Source organism: Pseudomonas sp. RIT411, assembly GCF_003057735.2.
GTDB classification, from domain to species: Bacteria; Pseudomonadota; Gammaproteobacteria; order Pseudomonadales; family Pseudomonadaceae; genus Chryseomonas; species Chryseomonas oryzihabitans.
Window position 1 is genome coordinate 545,595 of record NZ_QBIZ02000002.1, and the last position, 15,967, is coordinate 561,561.

The 15,967-nt window shown below is 66.9% G+C and carries 10 protein-coding genes and 2 tRNA genes; 6 read left to right on the top strand and 6 right to left on the bottom strand.

Features of this window, described 5'->3' with window-relative positions; translation table 11 throughout:
- Positions 1–8: 8 nt before the first annotated feature.
- The 3 genes from DBY63_RS05285 to DBY63_RS05295 form a co-directional block, all read right to left on the bottom strand.
- Positions 9–290, bottom strand: coding sequence for a DUF3509 domain-containing protein (locus DBY63_RS05285; protein WP_007159078.1), 282 nt, complete (start codon positions 288–290; stop codon positions 9–11).
- Between the two features lie 97 nt (positions 291–387).
- Positions 388–1,269, bottom strand: coding sequence for a dTDP-4-dehydrorhamnose reductase (gene rfbD / locus DBY63_RS05290; protein ID WP_108581422.1), 882 nt, complete (start codon positions 1,267–1,269; stop codon positions 388–390).
- Positions 1,270–1,837: 568 nt separating this feature from the next.
- Positions 1,838–5,308 (bottom strand): PAS domain-containing hybrid sensor histidine kinase/response regulator, encoded by a 3,471-nt coding sequence (locus DBY63_RS05295; RefSeq protein WP_108581423.1) that lies wholly within the window; start codon positions 5,306–5,308, stop codon positions 1,838–1,840.
- Positions 5,309–5,466: 158 nt separating this feature from the next.
- Between DBY63_RS05295 and DBY63_RS05300 the strand changes: the two genes are divergently transcribed.
- Both DBY63_RS05300 and DBY63_RS05305 read left to right on the top strand, forming a co-directional pair.
- Positions 5,467–6,033: a GNAT family protein gene (locus DBY63_RS05300; RefSeq protein WP_108581424.1), complete on the top strand. Its 567-nt coding sequence runs from the start codon at positions 5,467–5,469 to the stop codon at positions 6,031–6,033.
- 186 nt (positions 6,034–6,219) lie between these two features.
- Positions 6,220–8,676: an EAL domain-containing protein gene (locus DBY63_RS05305; protein ID WP_108581425.1), complete on the top strand. Its 2,457-nt coding sequence runs from the start codon at positions 6,220–6,222 to the stop codon at positions 8,674–8,676.
- Here DBY63_RS05305 and DBY63_RS05310 read toward each other — a convergent pair.
- Positions 8,626–9,567 carry a bile acid:sodium symporter family protein gene (locus DBY63_RS05310; RefSeq protein ID WP_077172238.1) on the bottom strand — a complete coding sequence of 314 codons (942 nt, stop codon included), beginning with the start codon at positions 9,565–9,567 and terminating at the stop codon, positions 8,626–8,628. The two genes, DBY63_RS05305 and DBY63_RS05310, sit on opposite strands and share 51 nt — an antisense overlap.
- A 60-nt stretch (positions 9,568–9,627) precedes the next feature.
- Positions 9,628–10,548: a recombination-associated protein RdgC gene (rdgC, locus tag DBY63_RS05315; protein ID WP_007159072.1), complete on the bottom strand. Its 921-nt coding sequence runs from the start codon at positions 10,546–10,548 to the stop codon at positions 9,628–9,630.
- 210 nt (positions 10,549–10,758) lie between these two features.
- Between rdgC and DBY63_RS05320 the strand changes: the two genes are divergently transcribed.
- Positions 10,759–10,834 (top strand) — tRNA-Val (locus DBY63_RS05320).
- Between the two features lie 13 nt (positions 10,835–10,847).
- A tRNA-Asp gene (locus DBY63_RS05325) sits at positions 10,848–10,924 on the top strand.
- Positions 10,925–11,262: 338 nt separating this feature from the next.
- Here DBY63_RS05325 and DBY63_RS05330 read toward each other — a convergent pair.
- Positions 11,263–14,292: an FAD-binding and (Fe-S)-binding domain-containing protein gene (locus tag DBY63_RS05330; protein ID WP_108581436.1), complete on the bottom strand. Its 3,030-nt coding sequence runs from the start codon at positions 14,290–14,292 to the stop codon at positions 11,263–11,265.
- Between the two features lie 151 nt (positions 14,293–14,443).
- Here DBY63_RS05330 and DBY63_RS05335 point away from each other — a divergent pair, with 151 nt between their 5' ends.
- On the top strand, positions 14,444–15,349 hold the full coding sequence (locus tag DBY63_RS05335) for a LysR substrate-binding domain-containing protein (protein WP_027596841.1): 906 nt from the start codon (positions 14,444–14,446) through the stop codon (positions 15,347–15,349).
- Positions 15,346–15,967: GntR family transcriptional regulator (locus tag DBY63_RS05340; RefSeq protein ID WP_146750238.1), on the top strand; the 622-nt coding region annotated here is incomplete at its 3' end. The genes DBY63_RS05335 and DBY63_RS05340, both read left to right, overlap by 4 nt.

The following is a 15,967-nucleotide window of genomic DNA, read 5'->3' on the forward strand; positions in this document are numbered from 1 at the left end:
ATCCCTGCTCAATTCGCGACGGTCAGACGGGGCGCACCGCCAGTGCCACCGGCCAGCAGGGCCGTGACGCCATGGCCCTCGTCGATAGCGATACCCAGCCGGATGCTGTCGATCAGGCGCGCGAGGCGGGTGTGGTCATGCAATTGCTGCTTGCTGATCAACCGCTTGACCTTGACGCCACTGTCGTCGGACAACGTCAGGCTGACGCTGCCGTCGAGACGTTCGATGCGGAAATTGACCCGAAAGTCTTGCTCGAAAGCCGCGGCGATGAGTTGGAAAGGGTTGTCCATGACGTACCTGACTGGCGTGAGCGGGGTCAGTGCCATTGACTTCCAGGGGCGGGGGTAGTTCTGGAGGAGATCCCAGAAGTATGACCGACGGCCCGTTTCAGCCGCTCACCTGAAGTTCGCGCTCGCTCCAGCACTGGGCGAAAGCCACTTGCCAGTCGGGTAGTGGCTGCCCCAGCACCGCTGCCAGCTTTTCGGTGGATAGCCGCGAATTGATGGGGCGATGCGCCGGGGTAGGGTAGGAACTGCTGGGGATCGGATTGAGACGAGCCTTCAGCTGACCGGTCTCGCGCAGGCGCTGGGCGATCTGCTCGGCGAAGCCGAACCAGGAGGTGGTACCGTTGGCCGTCAGGTGATAGGTGCCCCAGAGGCCATCGTCCTGGTTGCTATGGGCCAGCAGGCGCTCGGTGGCGTCGGCGATGGTCCGGGTCCAGGTGGGCGCACCGATTTGGTCATCGACGATGTTCAGTTCGTCGCGCTCGCTGAGCAGCCGCACCATGGTGCGCAGGAAGTTGTTGCCCTGCCAGGAATAGACCCAGCTGGTGCGCAGGATGAGGTGGCGTTCGGCGTGTTCGCGCACGGCGTTCTCGCCAGCCAGTTTGGTCCGGCCATAGACATTGAGCGGACAGGTCGGATCCTCTTCCCGGTAACGGCCTTCCCTGGTGCCATCGAAGACGTAGTCGGTGGAGTAGTGGACCATGGGGATGCCCAACTGCTGCGCCGCCCGGGCGAAGACCTGGGGCACCCGCTCGTTGATCAGGGTCGCGGTCTCGGCGTCGCTCTCGGCGGCGTCCACGGCGGTATAGGCGGCGGCATTGATGATGACATCGGGTTTTGCGGCCAGGACGCGGTCATGGAGCGCGTCCAGCTGGGTGAAATCCACCTGGGCCCGGCCGATGACGGTTACCTGGGCCTTGGTGGCCAGCAGTTTTTGCAGCGCCTGAGAGAGTTGGCCGTGTTGACCGGCGATGAAGACGTTCATGTGACTGAGCTGATTCCAGAAGGGCTGGCGCGTCCATGCCTGATTGACAGGGTGGGCGTCGCCACGACAGCCCTGAGCAAAAGCAGGCAGTCTACCCGATGACCGGCAGAGGACAAGGCTAGCCTTTGGCCTGCCCTCTGTCCTGGCTGTCGGCTCTAGCCTGCGGGCTGCCTCTGGCTACTGCCCTCGGCAAGGTGGCGCGAAAATTTGTTTCACGAATACTTGACAATTGTGCGACGGCTGACAGGTCTCCGTTGGTCATTTTCATCCGGAGTTGTGCACAAGTTGTGCTAGCGATTGTCAAGCCCTCTTTCGCCCGGAGTTTTGCCTGCCGGAAATCCTGCATTTAAATTAAGTTGTTGATTATGTTGAACTTATTAAAGTGATTAAAAAATGATCAACTTGTTTGAGGAGCCCGCAGAGCAAGGCTCCGGGTTCTTTTCCACCATGTTTTCAACAAAGTTATCAACAGAAGCTGTGGATTGTTCCGTCTCGCTGGGCCTCGACAACCTTAATCGACGCTGAACGAAAGACCGGTCGGCAGCGTGGTCAGCCGCCTCGGTTTCGCTCAACCGGACAAGGCCAGTTGACGGCTCAGCAGGGCGCGCAGTGAAGCCGGCTTCACCGGCTTGGGCAGGAAGTCCAGGCGCGCCTGGCGCACCTTGTCCAGGCATTCCGGGCGGCCATCGGCACTTATGACGATGCCGGGGATGTCCTGGCCCAGGGTCTGGCGAATCCATTCGGCGACATCCGGGCCGGTGTCGGCATCGCTCAGGTGGTAGTCGACGATGAGCAGCCGCGGCACCACGCCCTGGGCGAGCAGGGCCGCGCACTCCTCGCGGCTGCGTGCGGTCCAGACCTGGCAACCCCAGCGGCCCAGCAGGCTGCGCAGGCCGAGCAGGATGCTGTCTTCGTTGTCGATGCACAGCACCGGATCGCCGGCCAGGGGCTGGGCCGCCTCGCTGGCGGCTGCGGCCTGGATGGCCAGGGCGGGCGCCAGGGGCACCTTGACGCTGAAGACGCTGCCATGACCCGGCCAGGAGCGTACCGAGAGTTCATGGCCGAGCACCCGGCAGAGGCGGTCGGCGATCGCCAGACCCAGCCCAAGGCCCTTTTCCGCGCGGGTCTGGTGGCTGTCCAGCCGCTTGAATTCCTCGAAGATCAGCTCGAGCTTGTCCGCCGGGATGCCGGGGCCGCTGTCCCAGACTTCCAGGCTCACGTGCTGGCCCTGGCGGCGCACGCCGAGCAATACCCGGCCGTGGGCGTATCTCAGGGCGTTGGTGAGGAAATTCTGCAGCACCCGGCGCAGCAGCTTGCTGTCGCTGTTGACCACCAGGCGGCTGCTGCGGATGCGCAGGCTGGTGCCCTGGTTCTGCGCCAGGGCCTTGAATTCGACGCCCAGGGCTTCGAACAGGGTGGCCAGGGAGAAGGGCGCCGGCGCCGCCAGGATGCGCCCGTTCTCCAGCCGCGAGATGTCCAGCAGATCGGCGATCAGGTCTTCGCTGGATCTGAGGGCGCTGTCCATGTTGCGCACCAGTTCCTGGGCTTCCTTGGCCAGGCCGTCCTGGTGGGCGAGGGCGGCGGTGAACAGCCGCGCGGCGCTCAGGGGTTGCATCAGGTCATGGCTGACCGCGGTGAGAAAACGACTCTTGGACTGGTTGGCCGCTTCGGCGTGAGCCTTGGCTTCCTCCAGGGCCTGGTTGAGCTGGGACAGTTCGCGGGTGCGTTCCTCGACACGCTGCTCCAGGCCCTCGTTGGCTTCGCGCAGGGCGCGTTCGGCCTCGCGGAAGGCGGTGATGTCGGTAAAGCTCATCACGAAGCCGCGGCCGGGCATGGGGCTGCCGATCAGCTCGATCACCCGGCCATTGGGAAAGGTCCGCTCCGAGGTGTGGGGAATGCCCTGGCGCATCCGCTCCACCCGGCGCGCCACGTGCTCGTCGGGATCGCCCGGGCCACAGAGGCCGCGCAGGGCGTTGTAGCGGATGATCTCGGCGATGGGGCGACCGACCTGGATCATGCCGTCGGGATAGTCGAACAGCTCCAGGTAGCGCTGATTCCAGGCCACCAGGCGCAGCGACTGGTCGACCACGCTGAGGCCCTGGGAGATGTTCTCGATGGCGCCCTGCAGGAGCGCCCGGTTGAATTCCAGCACCTCCGAAGCTTCGTCGGCGATGCGCACCACGTCGTCGACCTGCATGTCGCGGCCTTCGATGGCGGCCTTGACCACCGCGCGGGCGGAAGAGGCACCGATCACCCCGGCTAGCAGCCGCTCGGTCTGGGCGATCCATTCGCTGTTGGCGTTCATTCCGGGGTGATAGGTCAGGCCGCTCTGCTCGGCGAAGCGGCTGAAGCTCAGGCGGGCGCGCTCGTCGCCGACGAACCGGGCGGCCAGCAGCCGCAGGTCCTCCAGCTTGACCGCCAGCAGGGCGCGATTGCGCGGTCGGGGCAGGGCGTACTGGGCGATGAAGCGCCCGGCCTGCCAGTATTCCGAGACCCGGGTGCGCGAGAGCAGCGACACCAGGGCGAACAGCAGGAAGTTGCCGGCCAGGGAGACCAGGGCGCCGACGGTGGTCGGTTGCAGCGTCCGCTCCCCCGCGGGCTGCTCGAACCAGGCGAGGCCGGGAAAGGCTTCCAGCGACCATTGCAGACTGGTGGCCACCACCGGCAGCACCATCAGATAGCCCCAGAGCAGGGCTCCGGCGGTGAGACCGGCAAAGACACCGCGGCGATTGGCGGCCTTCCAGAATAGCGCCCCGACCATGGCCGGTCCGAGCTGGGCGATGGCGGCGAAGGCGATCTGGCCGATGGTGGCCAGGCTGGCATTGGAGCCCAGCAGGCGATAGCTGCAATAGGCCAGGACCAGGATGACCACGATGCTGGCGCGGCGCACCGTGAGCATCCAGTGGCTGAACACCGCATGGGGACTCTCGACCTGACCGCGGCGCTTGAGCAGCCAGGGCAGGACGATGTCGTTGGAAATCATGGTGGAGAGGGCGACGCAGGCGACGATCACCATGCCGGTGGCCGCCGAGGCGCCGCCCAGAAAGGCCAGCAGGGCCAGCCAGGGACGCTCCTGGGCCAGCGGCAGGCTGATGACGAAGGAGTCGGGCAGCACACCGCCGGGCAGGTGCAACTGGCCGGCCAGGGCGATGGGGATGACGAACAGCGCGGCCAGCGCCAGATAGAGCGGAAACACCCAGCGCGCCAGGTTGACGTCCCGGGTGTCGGTGTTTTCCACCACGGTGACGTGGAACTGGCGCGGCAGGCACATCACGGCGATGAAGGCCACGCCGGTCTGGATCAGCAGCCCCGGCCAGTCCAGGGTTTCGCGCCAGTATTCCTGCAGTTGCGGCGCCTGCTGCGAGCGGGTGAGCAGATCGGTGAAGCCGTCGTGCAGGCCATAGGTGACCCAGAGGCCGACGGCGATGAAGGCGGCGAGCTTGACCAGGGATTCGAAGGCGATCGCCAGCATCATGCCGCGGTGGTGCTCGGTGACGTCCAGGTTGCGGGTGCCGAACAGGATGGCGAAGACCGCCAGCACCAGGGAGACGAACAGCGCGGTGTCCTGGGCGCGGGTGCTCAGGGACTCGGCATTGATGCCGGTCAGCAGGTTGACGCCGATGACGATGCCCTTGAGCTGCAGCGCCAGGTAGGGCAGGACGCCGACCAGGCAGATCAGCGCGACGACGATGGCCAGCGTCTGCGACTTGCCATAGCGGGAGGCGATGAAGTCGGCGATGGAGGTGATGTTTTCCTTCTTGCTGATCAGCACCATCTTCTTGACCAGCTGCGGCGCCAGCAGCAGGAAAAGGATGGGGCCCAGGTAGATGGGCAAAAAGGACCAGAGCTGGTCGGCGGCCTGGCCGACCGCGCCGAAGAAGGTCCAGCTGGTGCAGTAGACGGCCAGCGACAGGCTGTAGACCCAGGCCCGCAGGCGCGGCCTGAGCGGGGGCCGGCGATCGCCATAGAAGGCGATGGCGAAGAGCAGGGCCAGATAGCCGAGGGTAACGGTGATGATCAGTCCGCTGGGCAGGGACATGGCGACTCCAAACATTCCAGGCGCCCATCGCGCCCGGACAAAGTGTCGCACCTTGGGGTGCCAGACGTCAGTTCTGGTGCGTTGGGGGATGCCAGTGGGTTGAGCCGGGCGGCCGGCCCTGTTAGGTTGGCGGGCTGATTCAAGAGCGAGAGACCGTCATGTTCCAAGCGCAGCCCATTTCCCTGCAACGTGGTGCGCTGCGCCTGGACCCCCTGGCGGAAGGCGACGTGCTGGAGCTGGTCAGCCTGGCCGAGCGCAATCGCGAAGCGCTGCACTACCTGAGCGGGCCCCTGCGTCCGGACTGGTATCGCCAGGCCCTGGCCGAGCAGCGCGAAGGACGCGCCTTGCCCTTTGCCGTGCGCATCGCCGACCGGCTGGTGGGCACCACCCGTTTCGCCGACTTCCTGCCGGCGCTGCCCGCCGCCGAGATCGGCTGGACCTGGCTCGACAGCGAACAGCATGGCAGCGGACTCAACGGCAACATCAAGTACCTGATGCTGCGCCATGCCTTCGAGCACTGGCAGCTGGTGCGGGTGCAGCTCAAGACCGCCGCGACCAATCTCCGGTCCCAGGCCGCCATCGAGAAGCTGGGGGCGGTCCGCGAAGGCCTGCTGCGCCATCATCGGCGCCTGGCCGACGGACGTCTGGACGACACCTTGATGTACAGCATCACCGATCGCGAATGGCCCGAGGTCAAGGCGCGCCTGGAGGCGTCCTTTAACTAGCGGTGGCTCCTCGACTACCGTTCGTCGGCAGCCGCTGGCAGCGGTAGGGCGGCACCCCCTCTGCGTCGCTTATCTGGCGCCGGTAGTCCAGCGTAGCTGTCTTCCCGGGCCAACAGTTTTCCGCAAAACGGCCGACATGCCTGCTCAATGGCAAGAATTCGCCCGTCTCCTTTTGCGGATCGCTGTATGTCTTCACTGTCGCCTTCCTCTGCGCTGCGCACGCTGCGGGTCGTCTGGCCCTTCGTCATCATCCTGTCCTGCCAGGCGCTGGTCGCCATCGTCAGCCTGCAACTGCTGTCGACGGTGCGCGCCTATGTGTCCGCGGAAAGCCTGTGGAGCAAGAGCCTCGGCAACGCCATGCTGGCGCTCGGCGCCTACCTGGACGAAGGACGGCCCGAGTTCTATCACGCCTACCTCGCGTCCATCAGCGTCAACGACCTCGACCGGGCGGCGCGGCAGGAACTCGATAGCGGCGGCGACCGCGCCGAAGCGGCGCGGCTGCTGCGCCTGGCCGGCAACAGTCCGGACGACATCGACGGCCTCATCGCGCTCTTCCAGATGGCTCGCCATGTGGAACCCTTCGAAGGGGTGATCGCCCGCTGGCAGATCACCGATCCCTACATGGACGAATTCCAGGCCCTGGCGCGCACCGGCTTCGAGTTGATCAAGCTGCGGGGACCAGGACCGGCGCTGATTCCGCTGAAACGCCAGCTGCTCGATCTGCACGACCGGATGATGCCGGAAACCGTGGCCTTCTCGGAGCGCCTGGGGGTGGCGTCGCGGCAGCTGGTGGCGGCCCTGTTCATCGCCAACGTCCTGGTCGGCGCCTTGCTGGTGCTCCTGGCCATCTGGCGCATGCACAGCCTGGTGCAGCAGCGCTGGCGCTCCGAGCAGGCGCTGCAGGCCGAAAAGGAACATATCCAGGTCATCCTGGCGTCCCTCGGCGATGCCGTGCTGGCGCTGAATGCCCAGGGTCGGCTGCTCTATCACAACCCGGCCGCGGAGCGCCTGCTGGCGTGGCCGGGGCTGGCGGCGGGTACGCCCGTCACCCACCTGTTCGACATCCAGACCGAGGACCAGCCGGCGTCGACCCAGCCGCTGGCCGAGCGCCTGCGCAGCCAGGACTGGCTGGCGGGCAACGAGCCCCTGGCCCATCAGCTGGTGCGCATCGACGGTACCCGGGTGCCAGTGGCCCTGACGGTGACCTCCCTGCCGCGGGGCGAGTCCGGCACCGGGGTGGTGCTGGTGATGCACGACCAGACCCGCGAGCGCGCCTTTCTGCAGGATCTGGCCTGGCAGGCCAGTCACGATGCCCTGACCGGGCTGCTCAATCGCCGCGAGTTCGAGACCCGGCTGGAGCGCCTGCTGGCCCGCGAGGACCTGGCCTGTGCCTCGCTGCTGTTCATCGATCTGGACCAGTTCAAGATCGTCAACGACACCTCCGGGCATTTCCATGGCGATCGCCTGCTGCGCCAGCTGTGCGAATTGCTCGCTCAGCAACTGGGCGAAGAGGATTGCCTGGCGCGGCTGGGCGGCGACGAATTCGGCGTGCTGCTGGAAAGCCGTACGCCGGCGCAGGTCGAGGCCGTGGCCGAGCGCCTGCGCTGCTGCGTCGGTAGCCTGCAATTCGAAGCGGCCGGGCAGGGCTTTCGCGTCGGCCTGAGCATCGGCGTGGTGCACCTGGGAGGCCAGGCCCTGGCGCCCGAGGAGGCGCTGCGCCTGGCCGATCTGGCCTGCTACGCGGCCAAGGACAAGGGGCGCAATCGCATCCAGGTCTTTGCCCCGGGCGATGTGGAGCTGGATCAGCGCCATGGCGAGATGGCCTGGGTGCAGCGCCTGCACCGGGCGCTGGCCGAGGACAGGTTTCGGCTATATCTCCAGCCGATCCTGGGGCTGGGCCAGGAGACCGTCGCGGATCGCCACGTGGAGGTGCTGATGCGACTGGAAGAGGGCGAGCGGCTGATCGCGCCGGGCGCCTTCATCCCGGCCGCGGAGCGTTATGGCCTGATGCCCGATCTGGATCGCTGGGTGATCGCCGCGGCCCTGGCGCGCTTCGCCGAGCTGCCCGACGGGTTGCTCGACACCCTGGCCATCAACCTGTCCGGGCACTCGCTGGGCGAGGCGGGTCTGGCCGATTTCGTCAGGCAGCAGCTGCAGCGCTGGCAGATCGCGCCGGCGCGCATCTGCTTCGAGATCACCGAGACCAGCGCCGTGGCCAATCTGGATGCGGCGCGGTTGTTCATGGACGAATTGCGTGGCCTCGGGGTGAGATTCTCGCTGGACGACTTCGGCGCCGGGATGTCGTCCTTCACCTACCTCAAGCACCTGCCGGTGGACTACCTGAAGATCGACGGCAGCTTTGTCCGCCACCTGCTGGAAGACGCCGTGGACAGCGCCATGGTCGAGGCGATCAATCAGCTGGGCCATCTCACCGGCAAGAAGACCATCGCCGAGTTCGCCGAGAACCCGGCGGTGGTGGCGGCGCTGACTGCCCTGGGGGTCGACTATGCCCAGGGCTACGGCATCGCCCGGCCGCAGCCCTTCACCGAGGACACCTGCCAGGCGCTGCTCCGGCAGGTGTGGCACGAGACTTCAGGGACGCGCGTCGTCGTCCTTGAAGCGGCGGAAGAGGGTGGCCAGTAGCGCCCCGGAGATGTTGTGCCAGACGCTGAACAGGGCGCTGGGGACCGCGGCCAGCGGCGAGAAGTGCGCCGTGGCCAGGGCGGCGCCGAGCCCGGAATTCTGCATGCCGACTTCCAGTGCCAGGGATTTGCGCTGGGCCACCGGAAGCTTGCAGAACTTGCCGGTGAGATAGCCGAGCAGGAAGCCGAAACCGTTGTGCAGGATCACCACCGCCATGATCAGCAGCCCGGATTCCGCGATGCGCGCCTGGCTGGCGGCCACCACCGCGGCAACGATCACCACGATGCTCACCACCGAAGCCAGCGGCAGCACCTCGACCAGGGCGCCGACGCGCTGGCCGAGCAGACGCTGGGCGACCAGACCCAGGGCGATGGGCAGCAGCACCACCTGCAGGATCGACCAGAACAGCCCGCCAAAGGAGATCGGCAGCCAGGTGGAGGCCAGCAGCCAGATCAGCGCCGGGGTCAGCAGGGGCGCGAGCAGGGTGGTCACCGCGGCGATGGCCACCGACAGCGCCAGGTCGCCCTTGGCCAGCCAGGTCATGACGTTGGACGCCGTGCCGCTGGGGCAGCAGCCGACCAGGATGACGCCCACGGCGATCTCCGGCGGCAGGTGGAACAGCTGACAGAGCGCCCAGGCCACCCCCGGCATGATGACGAAGTGGGCTACCACGCCCAGCAGCACCCGCCAGGGGTGACGGCCGACGGCGGCGAAATCCTCGATCTTGAGCGTCAGGCCCATGCCGAACATGATCACCCCCAGCAGCGGCACGATGGCCACGCTCAGCGGCTTGAACACCGCGGGGGCGAAGAACGCCAGCAGGGCGGCGAGCAGCACCCAGAAGGCGAAGGTATTGCCGACGAAGCGGCTGAAGGCGGCCAGGGCACGCATGGCAAACTCCTTTTTCAATAGGCAGAAAAAAGGCCGGTCTGCGCCGGCCTTGAGGTGAGCTTAGAGCCCCTGTGGCAATTCTTCACCACCCAGGGCTTCGATCAGCTGTGGCAGGAATTCCGCCAGGGTCATCATCATCAGCACGAAGCTGGCGTCCTGCTGGCCGAGGGCGTCTTCGCCGCCGTCCTGTTCGGCCTGGTCCTGCAGGAGGTCCTCGAACTTCAGGCGCTTGATGGTGACCTTGTCGTCCAGCAGCAGGGCCAGCTTGTCCTGCCAGGCCAGGGCCAGCTTGGTGACCAGCTTGCCGGCGCCCAGGTGGTTCTGGATCTCTTCGCTGGTCAGGTCCTGACCCTTGCAGCGCACCACGCCGCCGTCTTCGCCGGCATCGCGCAGTTCGCACTCGTCGAGGATGTAGAGGCCATGGGTGGCGTCACCGGCCTTGACCCAGTCGGTGAAGGTGGCCATCGGCGCCTGCTTGACGCCCAGCGGGCGGACCGGCAGCGAGCCCAGGGCATCGCGCAGGGTGGAGAGCAGGTCCTCGGCGCGCTTGGCGCTGGAGGCGTCGACCAGGATCCAGCCCTGCTTGGGATCGATGGCGGCATAGGTGGTCTGGCGCCGGATGAAGGCGCGCGGCAGGAAGGCCTGGACGATCTCGTCCTTGATCTGCTCCTTCTCCTTCTTGTAGACCTTGCGCATCTGCTGGTTTTCGATCTCGTCGACCTTTTCCTGCACGGCTTCCTTGACCACGCTGCTGGGCAGGATGCGTTCTTCCTTGCGCGCGGCGATCAGGAAAAAGCCCTGGCTTTCGTGCACCAGCGGCAGGTCCGGGCCCTTGCCGAAGGGGGCGACGAATCCATAGGTGGACAATTCCTGGCTGGCGCAGGGACGAGCCGGCTTGGCGGCGAGGGCGGCTTCGAGGGCTTCGGTCTCGAAGGCGACTTCCTGGGTGAGACGGTAGACGAGCAGATTACGGAACCACATGGTGTCACTCCCAAAAACGAAGCGCGCATTATCCGCGTCGCCCGCCCCGGAGGCCAACCCCGGATCGCGATGGTCGTCGGGAATGCGCGCTTTCTTAGGTGCGCGGGAGGGCAGCGCTAAGCCTTTGGAAGTGCTGGGAAAATTTTTTTGAAAAAGGGGTTGCCAGGTCGTAAACCCCTCCGTAGAATGCGCCCCACTTCGAGAGCAAACGGGTGATTAGCTCAGCTGGGAGAGCATCTGCCTTACAAGCAGAGGGTCGGCGGTTCGATCCCGTCATCACCCACCACTCGAGGTAATGCGCAGCGGTAGTTCAGTCGGTTAGAATACCGGCCTGTCACGCCGGGGGTCGCGGGTTCGAGTCCCGTCCGCTGCGCCATTCAAAGGTTGTCTGGTCCTGAACGCCAGTAACCATCGAGAAGCGGCCCTAGTGGCCGCTTTTTCGTTTGGGCGCGATTTTTCTGGTCGGGCTTTCTCGGGTTTTTCCTTCTCTATGTAGCTTGCTTGGGTCGAGGGTTCTTGCCCTTCGGCCTGTTCGCATGCCTGTGGAAAACGCTGCGCGGTTTTCCACGCTACTGATTAATCATGGCCGCGGTGCTCCGCCGATATGGCTGCTTCTGCATTAGGGTTCTGATCGCGGCCATGGGCCGCTCCTACAGGCACGGATACCGCTGTAGGAGCGGCCCATGGCCGCGATCAGGGATAGGGCAGGAGCGTTCAGCCCCGCACCGCATCCAGCACCGCTTCCAGCGGATGGCGCAGGCGGCGGTCGTCGATGCGCTTGACCTGGCTGCGGCAGGAATAGCCGGTGGCCAGGGCTTCGCCCTGGTCCGCCGGGACGGCCAGGGCGCGGGCCCAGGACTGGTCGTAGATCACCTTGGAGGTCGCCAGGTTGCGTGCCTCGTGACCATAGGTGCCGGACATGCCGCAGCAGCCGGTGCTTTCCGGCTTGAGGCCCAGACCCAGGCGTTCGAACACCTGCTGCCACTGGCTGACGCTGGCCGGGGCGTTGGTCTTCTCGGTGCAATGGCCGAGCAGGCGATAGACCTTGTCGCCGACTACCTTCTGCTCTTTCGGCAGCACCTGCAGCAGCCACTCCTGGGGCAGCAGGACCTCGGGCATCCGGGCGATGCCGGGGACCTTGGGGTATTCCTGGCGATAGACCAGGGTCATGGCCGGATCGAGGCCGACCAGCTTGACGCCGAAGCCGGCCAGGCTGGCGAGCTGGGCGGCGTTGCGCCGTGCGGTGCGCTCGAAGGCGCCGAGAAAACCCTGCACCTGCAGCGGCTTGCCGTTGGCGCGATAGGGCGCAAGGAACACCCGCTGGCCCAGCCGGGCCGCCAGTTCGAGGAAGGCGGCGGTGAGCGGCGTCTCGAAGTAGCGGGTGAAGGCATCCTGTACCACCACTACGGTTCTGGCGCGCTCGTCCTCGCTCAGCGCCAGCAGCCGCTCCGGCGTGGCGATCTGCACCTGCCACCGATGCATGACCGGCACCAGGTCGAAGCGGCTGAGCAGGGGACTGTCGACCATGCCGATGCGCTCGGCGAACAGCCGCTGGATCGGCGTCGCACCCATCACCGCGTTGTAGAGGCCCGGGGCGCGGGCGAACAGCGGCAGGCTGAATTCCAGGGAGCCGATCAGGTAGTCGCGGACGGGGCGCAGATAGCGGCGGTGATAGAGTTCGAGAAAGCGCGAGCGGAATTCCGGCACATTGACCTTGATCGGGCACTGGCCCGCGCAGGACTTGCACGCCAGGCAGCCGGCCATGGCGTCATAGACCTCGTGGGAGAAATCCGCCTCGGCCTGGCGGCCATTGCGCCAGCGCTGCGGCAGGGCCTTGAGCCAGTTCAGCGCACCGCGCGGCGCCGGGGCCAGGACATCGATGCCGGCCTGGCCCTGCAGGCGCAGCCATTCGCGGATCAGGGCGGCGCGGCCCTTGGGCGAATGGATGCGCTGGCGGGTGGCCTTCCAGGACGGGCACATGGCGTCGTCGGGATCGTAGTTGTAGCAGGCGCCGTTGCCGTTGCAGTGCATGGCGGTGCCGTAGCTCTGCCAGACGCGCTCGTCGAGGGTGCGGTCCAGTTCGCCGCGGAGGGTCACGCCATCGACCTTGAGCAACTCGGCGCCGCTGGCGAGCGGGGTGGCGATCTTGCCCGGATTGAGCTGGTTGTGCGGATCGAAGGCGCCCTTGAGCGCCTGCAGGGCCGGGTAGAGGTCACCGAAGAAGGCCGGCGCGTATTCCGAGCGCACGCCCTTGCCGTGTTCGCCCCAGAGCAGGCCGCCGTATCTCTGCGTCAGGGCGGCCACCTGGTCGGAGATCGGCCGGACCAGCGCCGCCTGGCGCGGGTCCTTGAGATCCAGCGCCGGACGCACGTGCAGCACCCCGGCGTCGACGTGGCCGAACATGCCGTATTGCAGGTTGTGGCCGTCGAGCAGGGCGCGGAATTCGGCGATGAAGTCGGCCAGCCGCTCGGGCGGTACCGCGGTGTCTTCGACGAAGGGCTGCGGGCGGATCTCGCCCTGGACGTTGCCGAGCAGGCCCACCGCGCGCTTGCGCATGGTGTAGACCCGGGTCACGGCATTGCGGCCGACGGCCAGGGTGTGGCCGAGGCGCTCGACGGTAGGGTCCTGGCGCAGGTGCTCGAGGAAGCCCTGGACGCGGGCATCCACTTCCTCGGGATCGTCGCCGCTGAATTCCACCAGGTTGATGCCCAGGGTGGGACGCGCGACGTCTTCGGGGAAATACTCCGCCACGCTGTGCCAGACGATGTCCTGCATGGCCAGCAGGAGCACCTTGGAATCCACCGTCTCGATGGATAGCGGCTTGAGTTCGATCAGGGCGCGTGCGTCGCGCAGGGCATCCATGAAGCTGGCGTAGCGAACGTTGACCAGCACCGAATACTTGGGAATCGGCAAGACGTTGAGTTTGGCCTCGGCGATAAAGGCCAGGGAGCCCTCGGCGCCGCAGAGCACGCTGTTGAGGTTGAAGCGGCCGTCTGCCTCGATCAGGTGCGCCAGGTCGTAGCCGGTCAGGCAGCGATTGAGCTTGGGAAAGCGCGCCTCGATCAGTTCGGCCTGCTGCTCGGCGATATCCCGCGCGCAGCGATAGACGGCGCCGGTGCGGTCGTCGCGAGCACAGAGGGCGTCCAGCTCGGCGCTGTCCACCGGGCGACTCTGCAAACGCTCGCCGCCGATCAGGTAGGCATCCAGCTCCAGCACGTGGTTGCGGGTCTTGCCGTAGGTCACGCTGCCCTGGCCGCTGGCGTCGGTGTTGATCATGCCGCCGATGGTGGCGCGGTTGGAGGTGGACAGCTCCGGGGCGAAGAACAGGCCATGGGGCCGGAGCGCGGCGTTGAGCTGGTCCTTGACCACCCCGGCCTGGACCCGCACCCAGCCCTCGGCGACGTTGATCTCGAGGATCTGGTTCAGGTGGCGGGAGAGGTCGACCACGATGCCATCGGTGAGGGACTGGCCGTTGGTGCCGGTGCCGCCGCCGCGCGGGGTCAGGACCACGCCCTGGAAGCGCGACTCGCCCATCAGCTGGGCCAGGCGCTGGACGTCGGCGCTGTCCTTGGGAAAGATCGCCGCCTGGGGCAGGCGCTGGTAGATGGAGTTGTCGGTGGCCATGACCGTGCGGCTGGCATGGTCCAGTGCGATCTCGCCCTGGAAGCCGCTGGCGGCCAGGGTGGTCAGGAAGTCGGTGTAGGCGGCGGCGAGGGGCGCCGGGGCCGGCAGGCGGGCGATCATGTTCATCAGGCGGGCTCTCTGGCGGCGGACGGCCGTTTCCTTCAGCGAGCGAAGGAATGGCGTCGACCTTTTCTGGCTATAGTAGGCATTCTCACCACAGCGCGGCGGCGCCACAACCGAAGATTCCGCCGCCTATGCCGGAAGATCCTGAATGAATCACCGTCGCCTGACGCCCTCCATGTCGCTGCTGCTGGCTTTCGAGGCGGCAGCGCGCCATGAGAGCTATACCCGGGCGGCCGAGGAGCTGTCGCTGACCCAGAGCGCCGTCGGTCGCCAGGTGCAGGCCCTGGAACAGTTGCTGGGATTGACGCTGTTTCGCCGCGAGGGGCGGCAGATCGTCCTTACCGATGTCGGTCGCGCCTACAGTCGCGAGCTGGGCCTGGCCCTGGGGCAGATCCGCAGCGCGACCCTGCAGGCCATGGCCTTCGCCTCCGGCCAGGGCACCCTGCGCCTGGCGGTGCTGCCGACCTTTGGTTCCAAGTGGCTGCTGCCGCGTCTGGGCGACTTCTATGCCGCCCACCCCGGCATGCTGGTGCACCTGCATTCGCGCATCCAGGCGGTGGACTTCGCCGCCAGCGAGATCGATGCCGCCATCAGCGTCGGCAGCGGGGACTGGCCGGGGCTGCGTGCCCATCCGCTGCAAGCCGAGCACCTGGTGGTGATCGCCAGCCCGGCGACGCTGGCGGAATTGCCGGACGCCACGCCTGCCACCCTGGCCGACCAGCTGCTGCTGGGCGTGGCCAACAATCCCCAGGCCTGGGGCGAGTGGTTCCGGCATCACGAACTGCCGCATCGGGCGATGCGGCCGGGGCCGAGTTTCGAGCTGACCTCGCACCTCATCCAGGCGGTACGCGCCGGCATCGGCATCGGCCTGGTGCCGCGGGTGCTGGTGGAAGACGAACTGGCCCAGGGCGAGTTGCTGGCCTGTGGGCCGGCGCTGGTCAGTCGCCGCAGCTATTACCTGGTCTATCCGCCGCGCAACGAGGGGCTGCCGTCGCTGCAGGCCTTTCGGCAGTGGCTGCTGGCCGAGATCAATGAAGGAGAGGGACAGCCATGAGCAAGCCGGGACAGCGGGTACTGGCCGCGCTGCGGCAGATGATCCTGTCCGGCGAACTGGGCGCGGGCGAACGCCTGGCGGAGATTCCCACCGCCGAACGCTTTGCCGTGTCGCGCATGCCGGTGCGCCTGGCCCTGCGCACCCTGGCCGAGGAAGGCCTGTTGGAGCGCAGCGGTGCCCGCGGCTATCAGGTGCGGGCGCTGACCGGTGCCGATCTGGAGGGCGCCGTGGAGGTGCGCGGGGTGCTGGAGGGCCTGGCCGCGCGTCAGGCCGCCGAGCGTGGCCTGGACGCGCCGACGCGCGCCCGGCTGGAAGACTGCCTGCGCCGGGGCGATCTGCTGTTCGCCAAGGGGCATGTGCTGCTGGAGGATCTGGAGGAGTACCACGATCTCAACCGGGCCTTCCACCAGGCCATCGTCGCGGCGAGCGGCAATCCGGCCATCGGCCTGGCCCTGGGCCGCCACGAGCATCTGCCCTTCGCCTCGGTGAGCGCCCTGGCGGTGGATGCCGACAATCTCGAGCGCGAATACCGCCGCTTCAACTTCGCCCATCTGCAGCACCATGCGGTCTTCGATGCCCTGGTGCGCGGCCAGGGCGCCCGTGCCGAGGGCATCATGC

What these genes read in the sequence shown, in the direction of transcription:
- DBY63_RS05285 (WP_007159078.1), bottom strand. Translation starts at nt 290, where the DNA reads ATGGACAACCCTTTCCAACTCATCGCCGCGGCTTTCGAGCAAGACTTT.
- rfbD (WP_108581422.1), bottom strand. Translation starts at nt 1,269, where the DNA reads ATGAACGTCTTCATCGCCGGTCAACACGGCCAACTCTCTCAGGCGCTG.
- DBY63_RS05295 (WP_108581423.1), bottom strand. Translation starts at nt 5,308, where the DNA reads ATGTCCCTGCCCAGCGGACTGATCATCACCGTTACCCTCGGCTATCTG.
- DBY63_RS05300 (WP_108581424.1), top strand. Translation starts at nt 5,467, where the DNA reads ATGTTCCAAGCGCAGCCCATTTCCCTGCAACGTGGTGCGCTGCGCCTG.
- DBY63_RS05305 (WP_108581425.1), top strand. Translation starts at nt 6,220, where the DNA reads ATGTCTTCACTGTCGCCTTCCTCTGCGCTGCGCACGCTGCGGGTCGTC.
- DBY63_RS05310 (WP_077172238.1), bottom strand. Translation starts at nt 9,567, where the DNA reads ATGCGTGCCCTGGCCGCCTTCAGCCGCTTCGTCGGCAATACCTTCGCC.
- rdgC (WP_007159072.1), bottom strand. Translation starts at nt 10,548, where the DNA reads ATGTGGTTCCGTAATCTGCTCGTCTACCGTCTCACCCAGGAAGTCGCC.
- DBY63_RS05330 (WP_108581436.1), bottom strand. Translation starts at nt 14,292, where the DNA reads ATGATCGCCCGCCTGCCGGCCCCGGCGCCCCTCGCCGCCGCCTACACC.
- DBY63_RS05335 (WP_027596841.1), top strand. Translation starts at nt 14,444, where the DNA reads ATGAATCACCGTCGCCTGACGCCCTCCATGTCGCTGCTGCTGGCTTTC.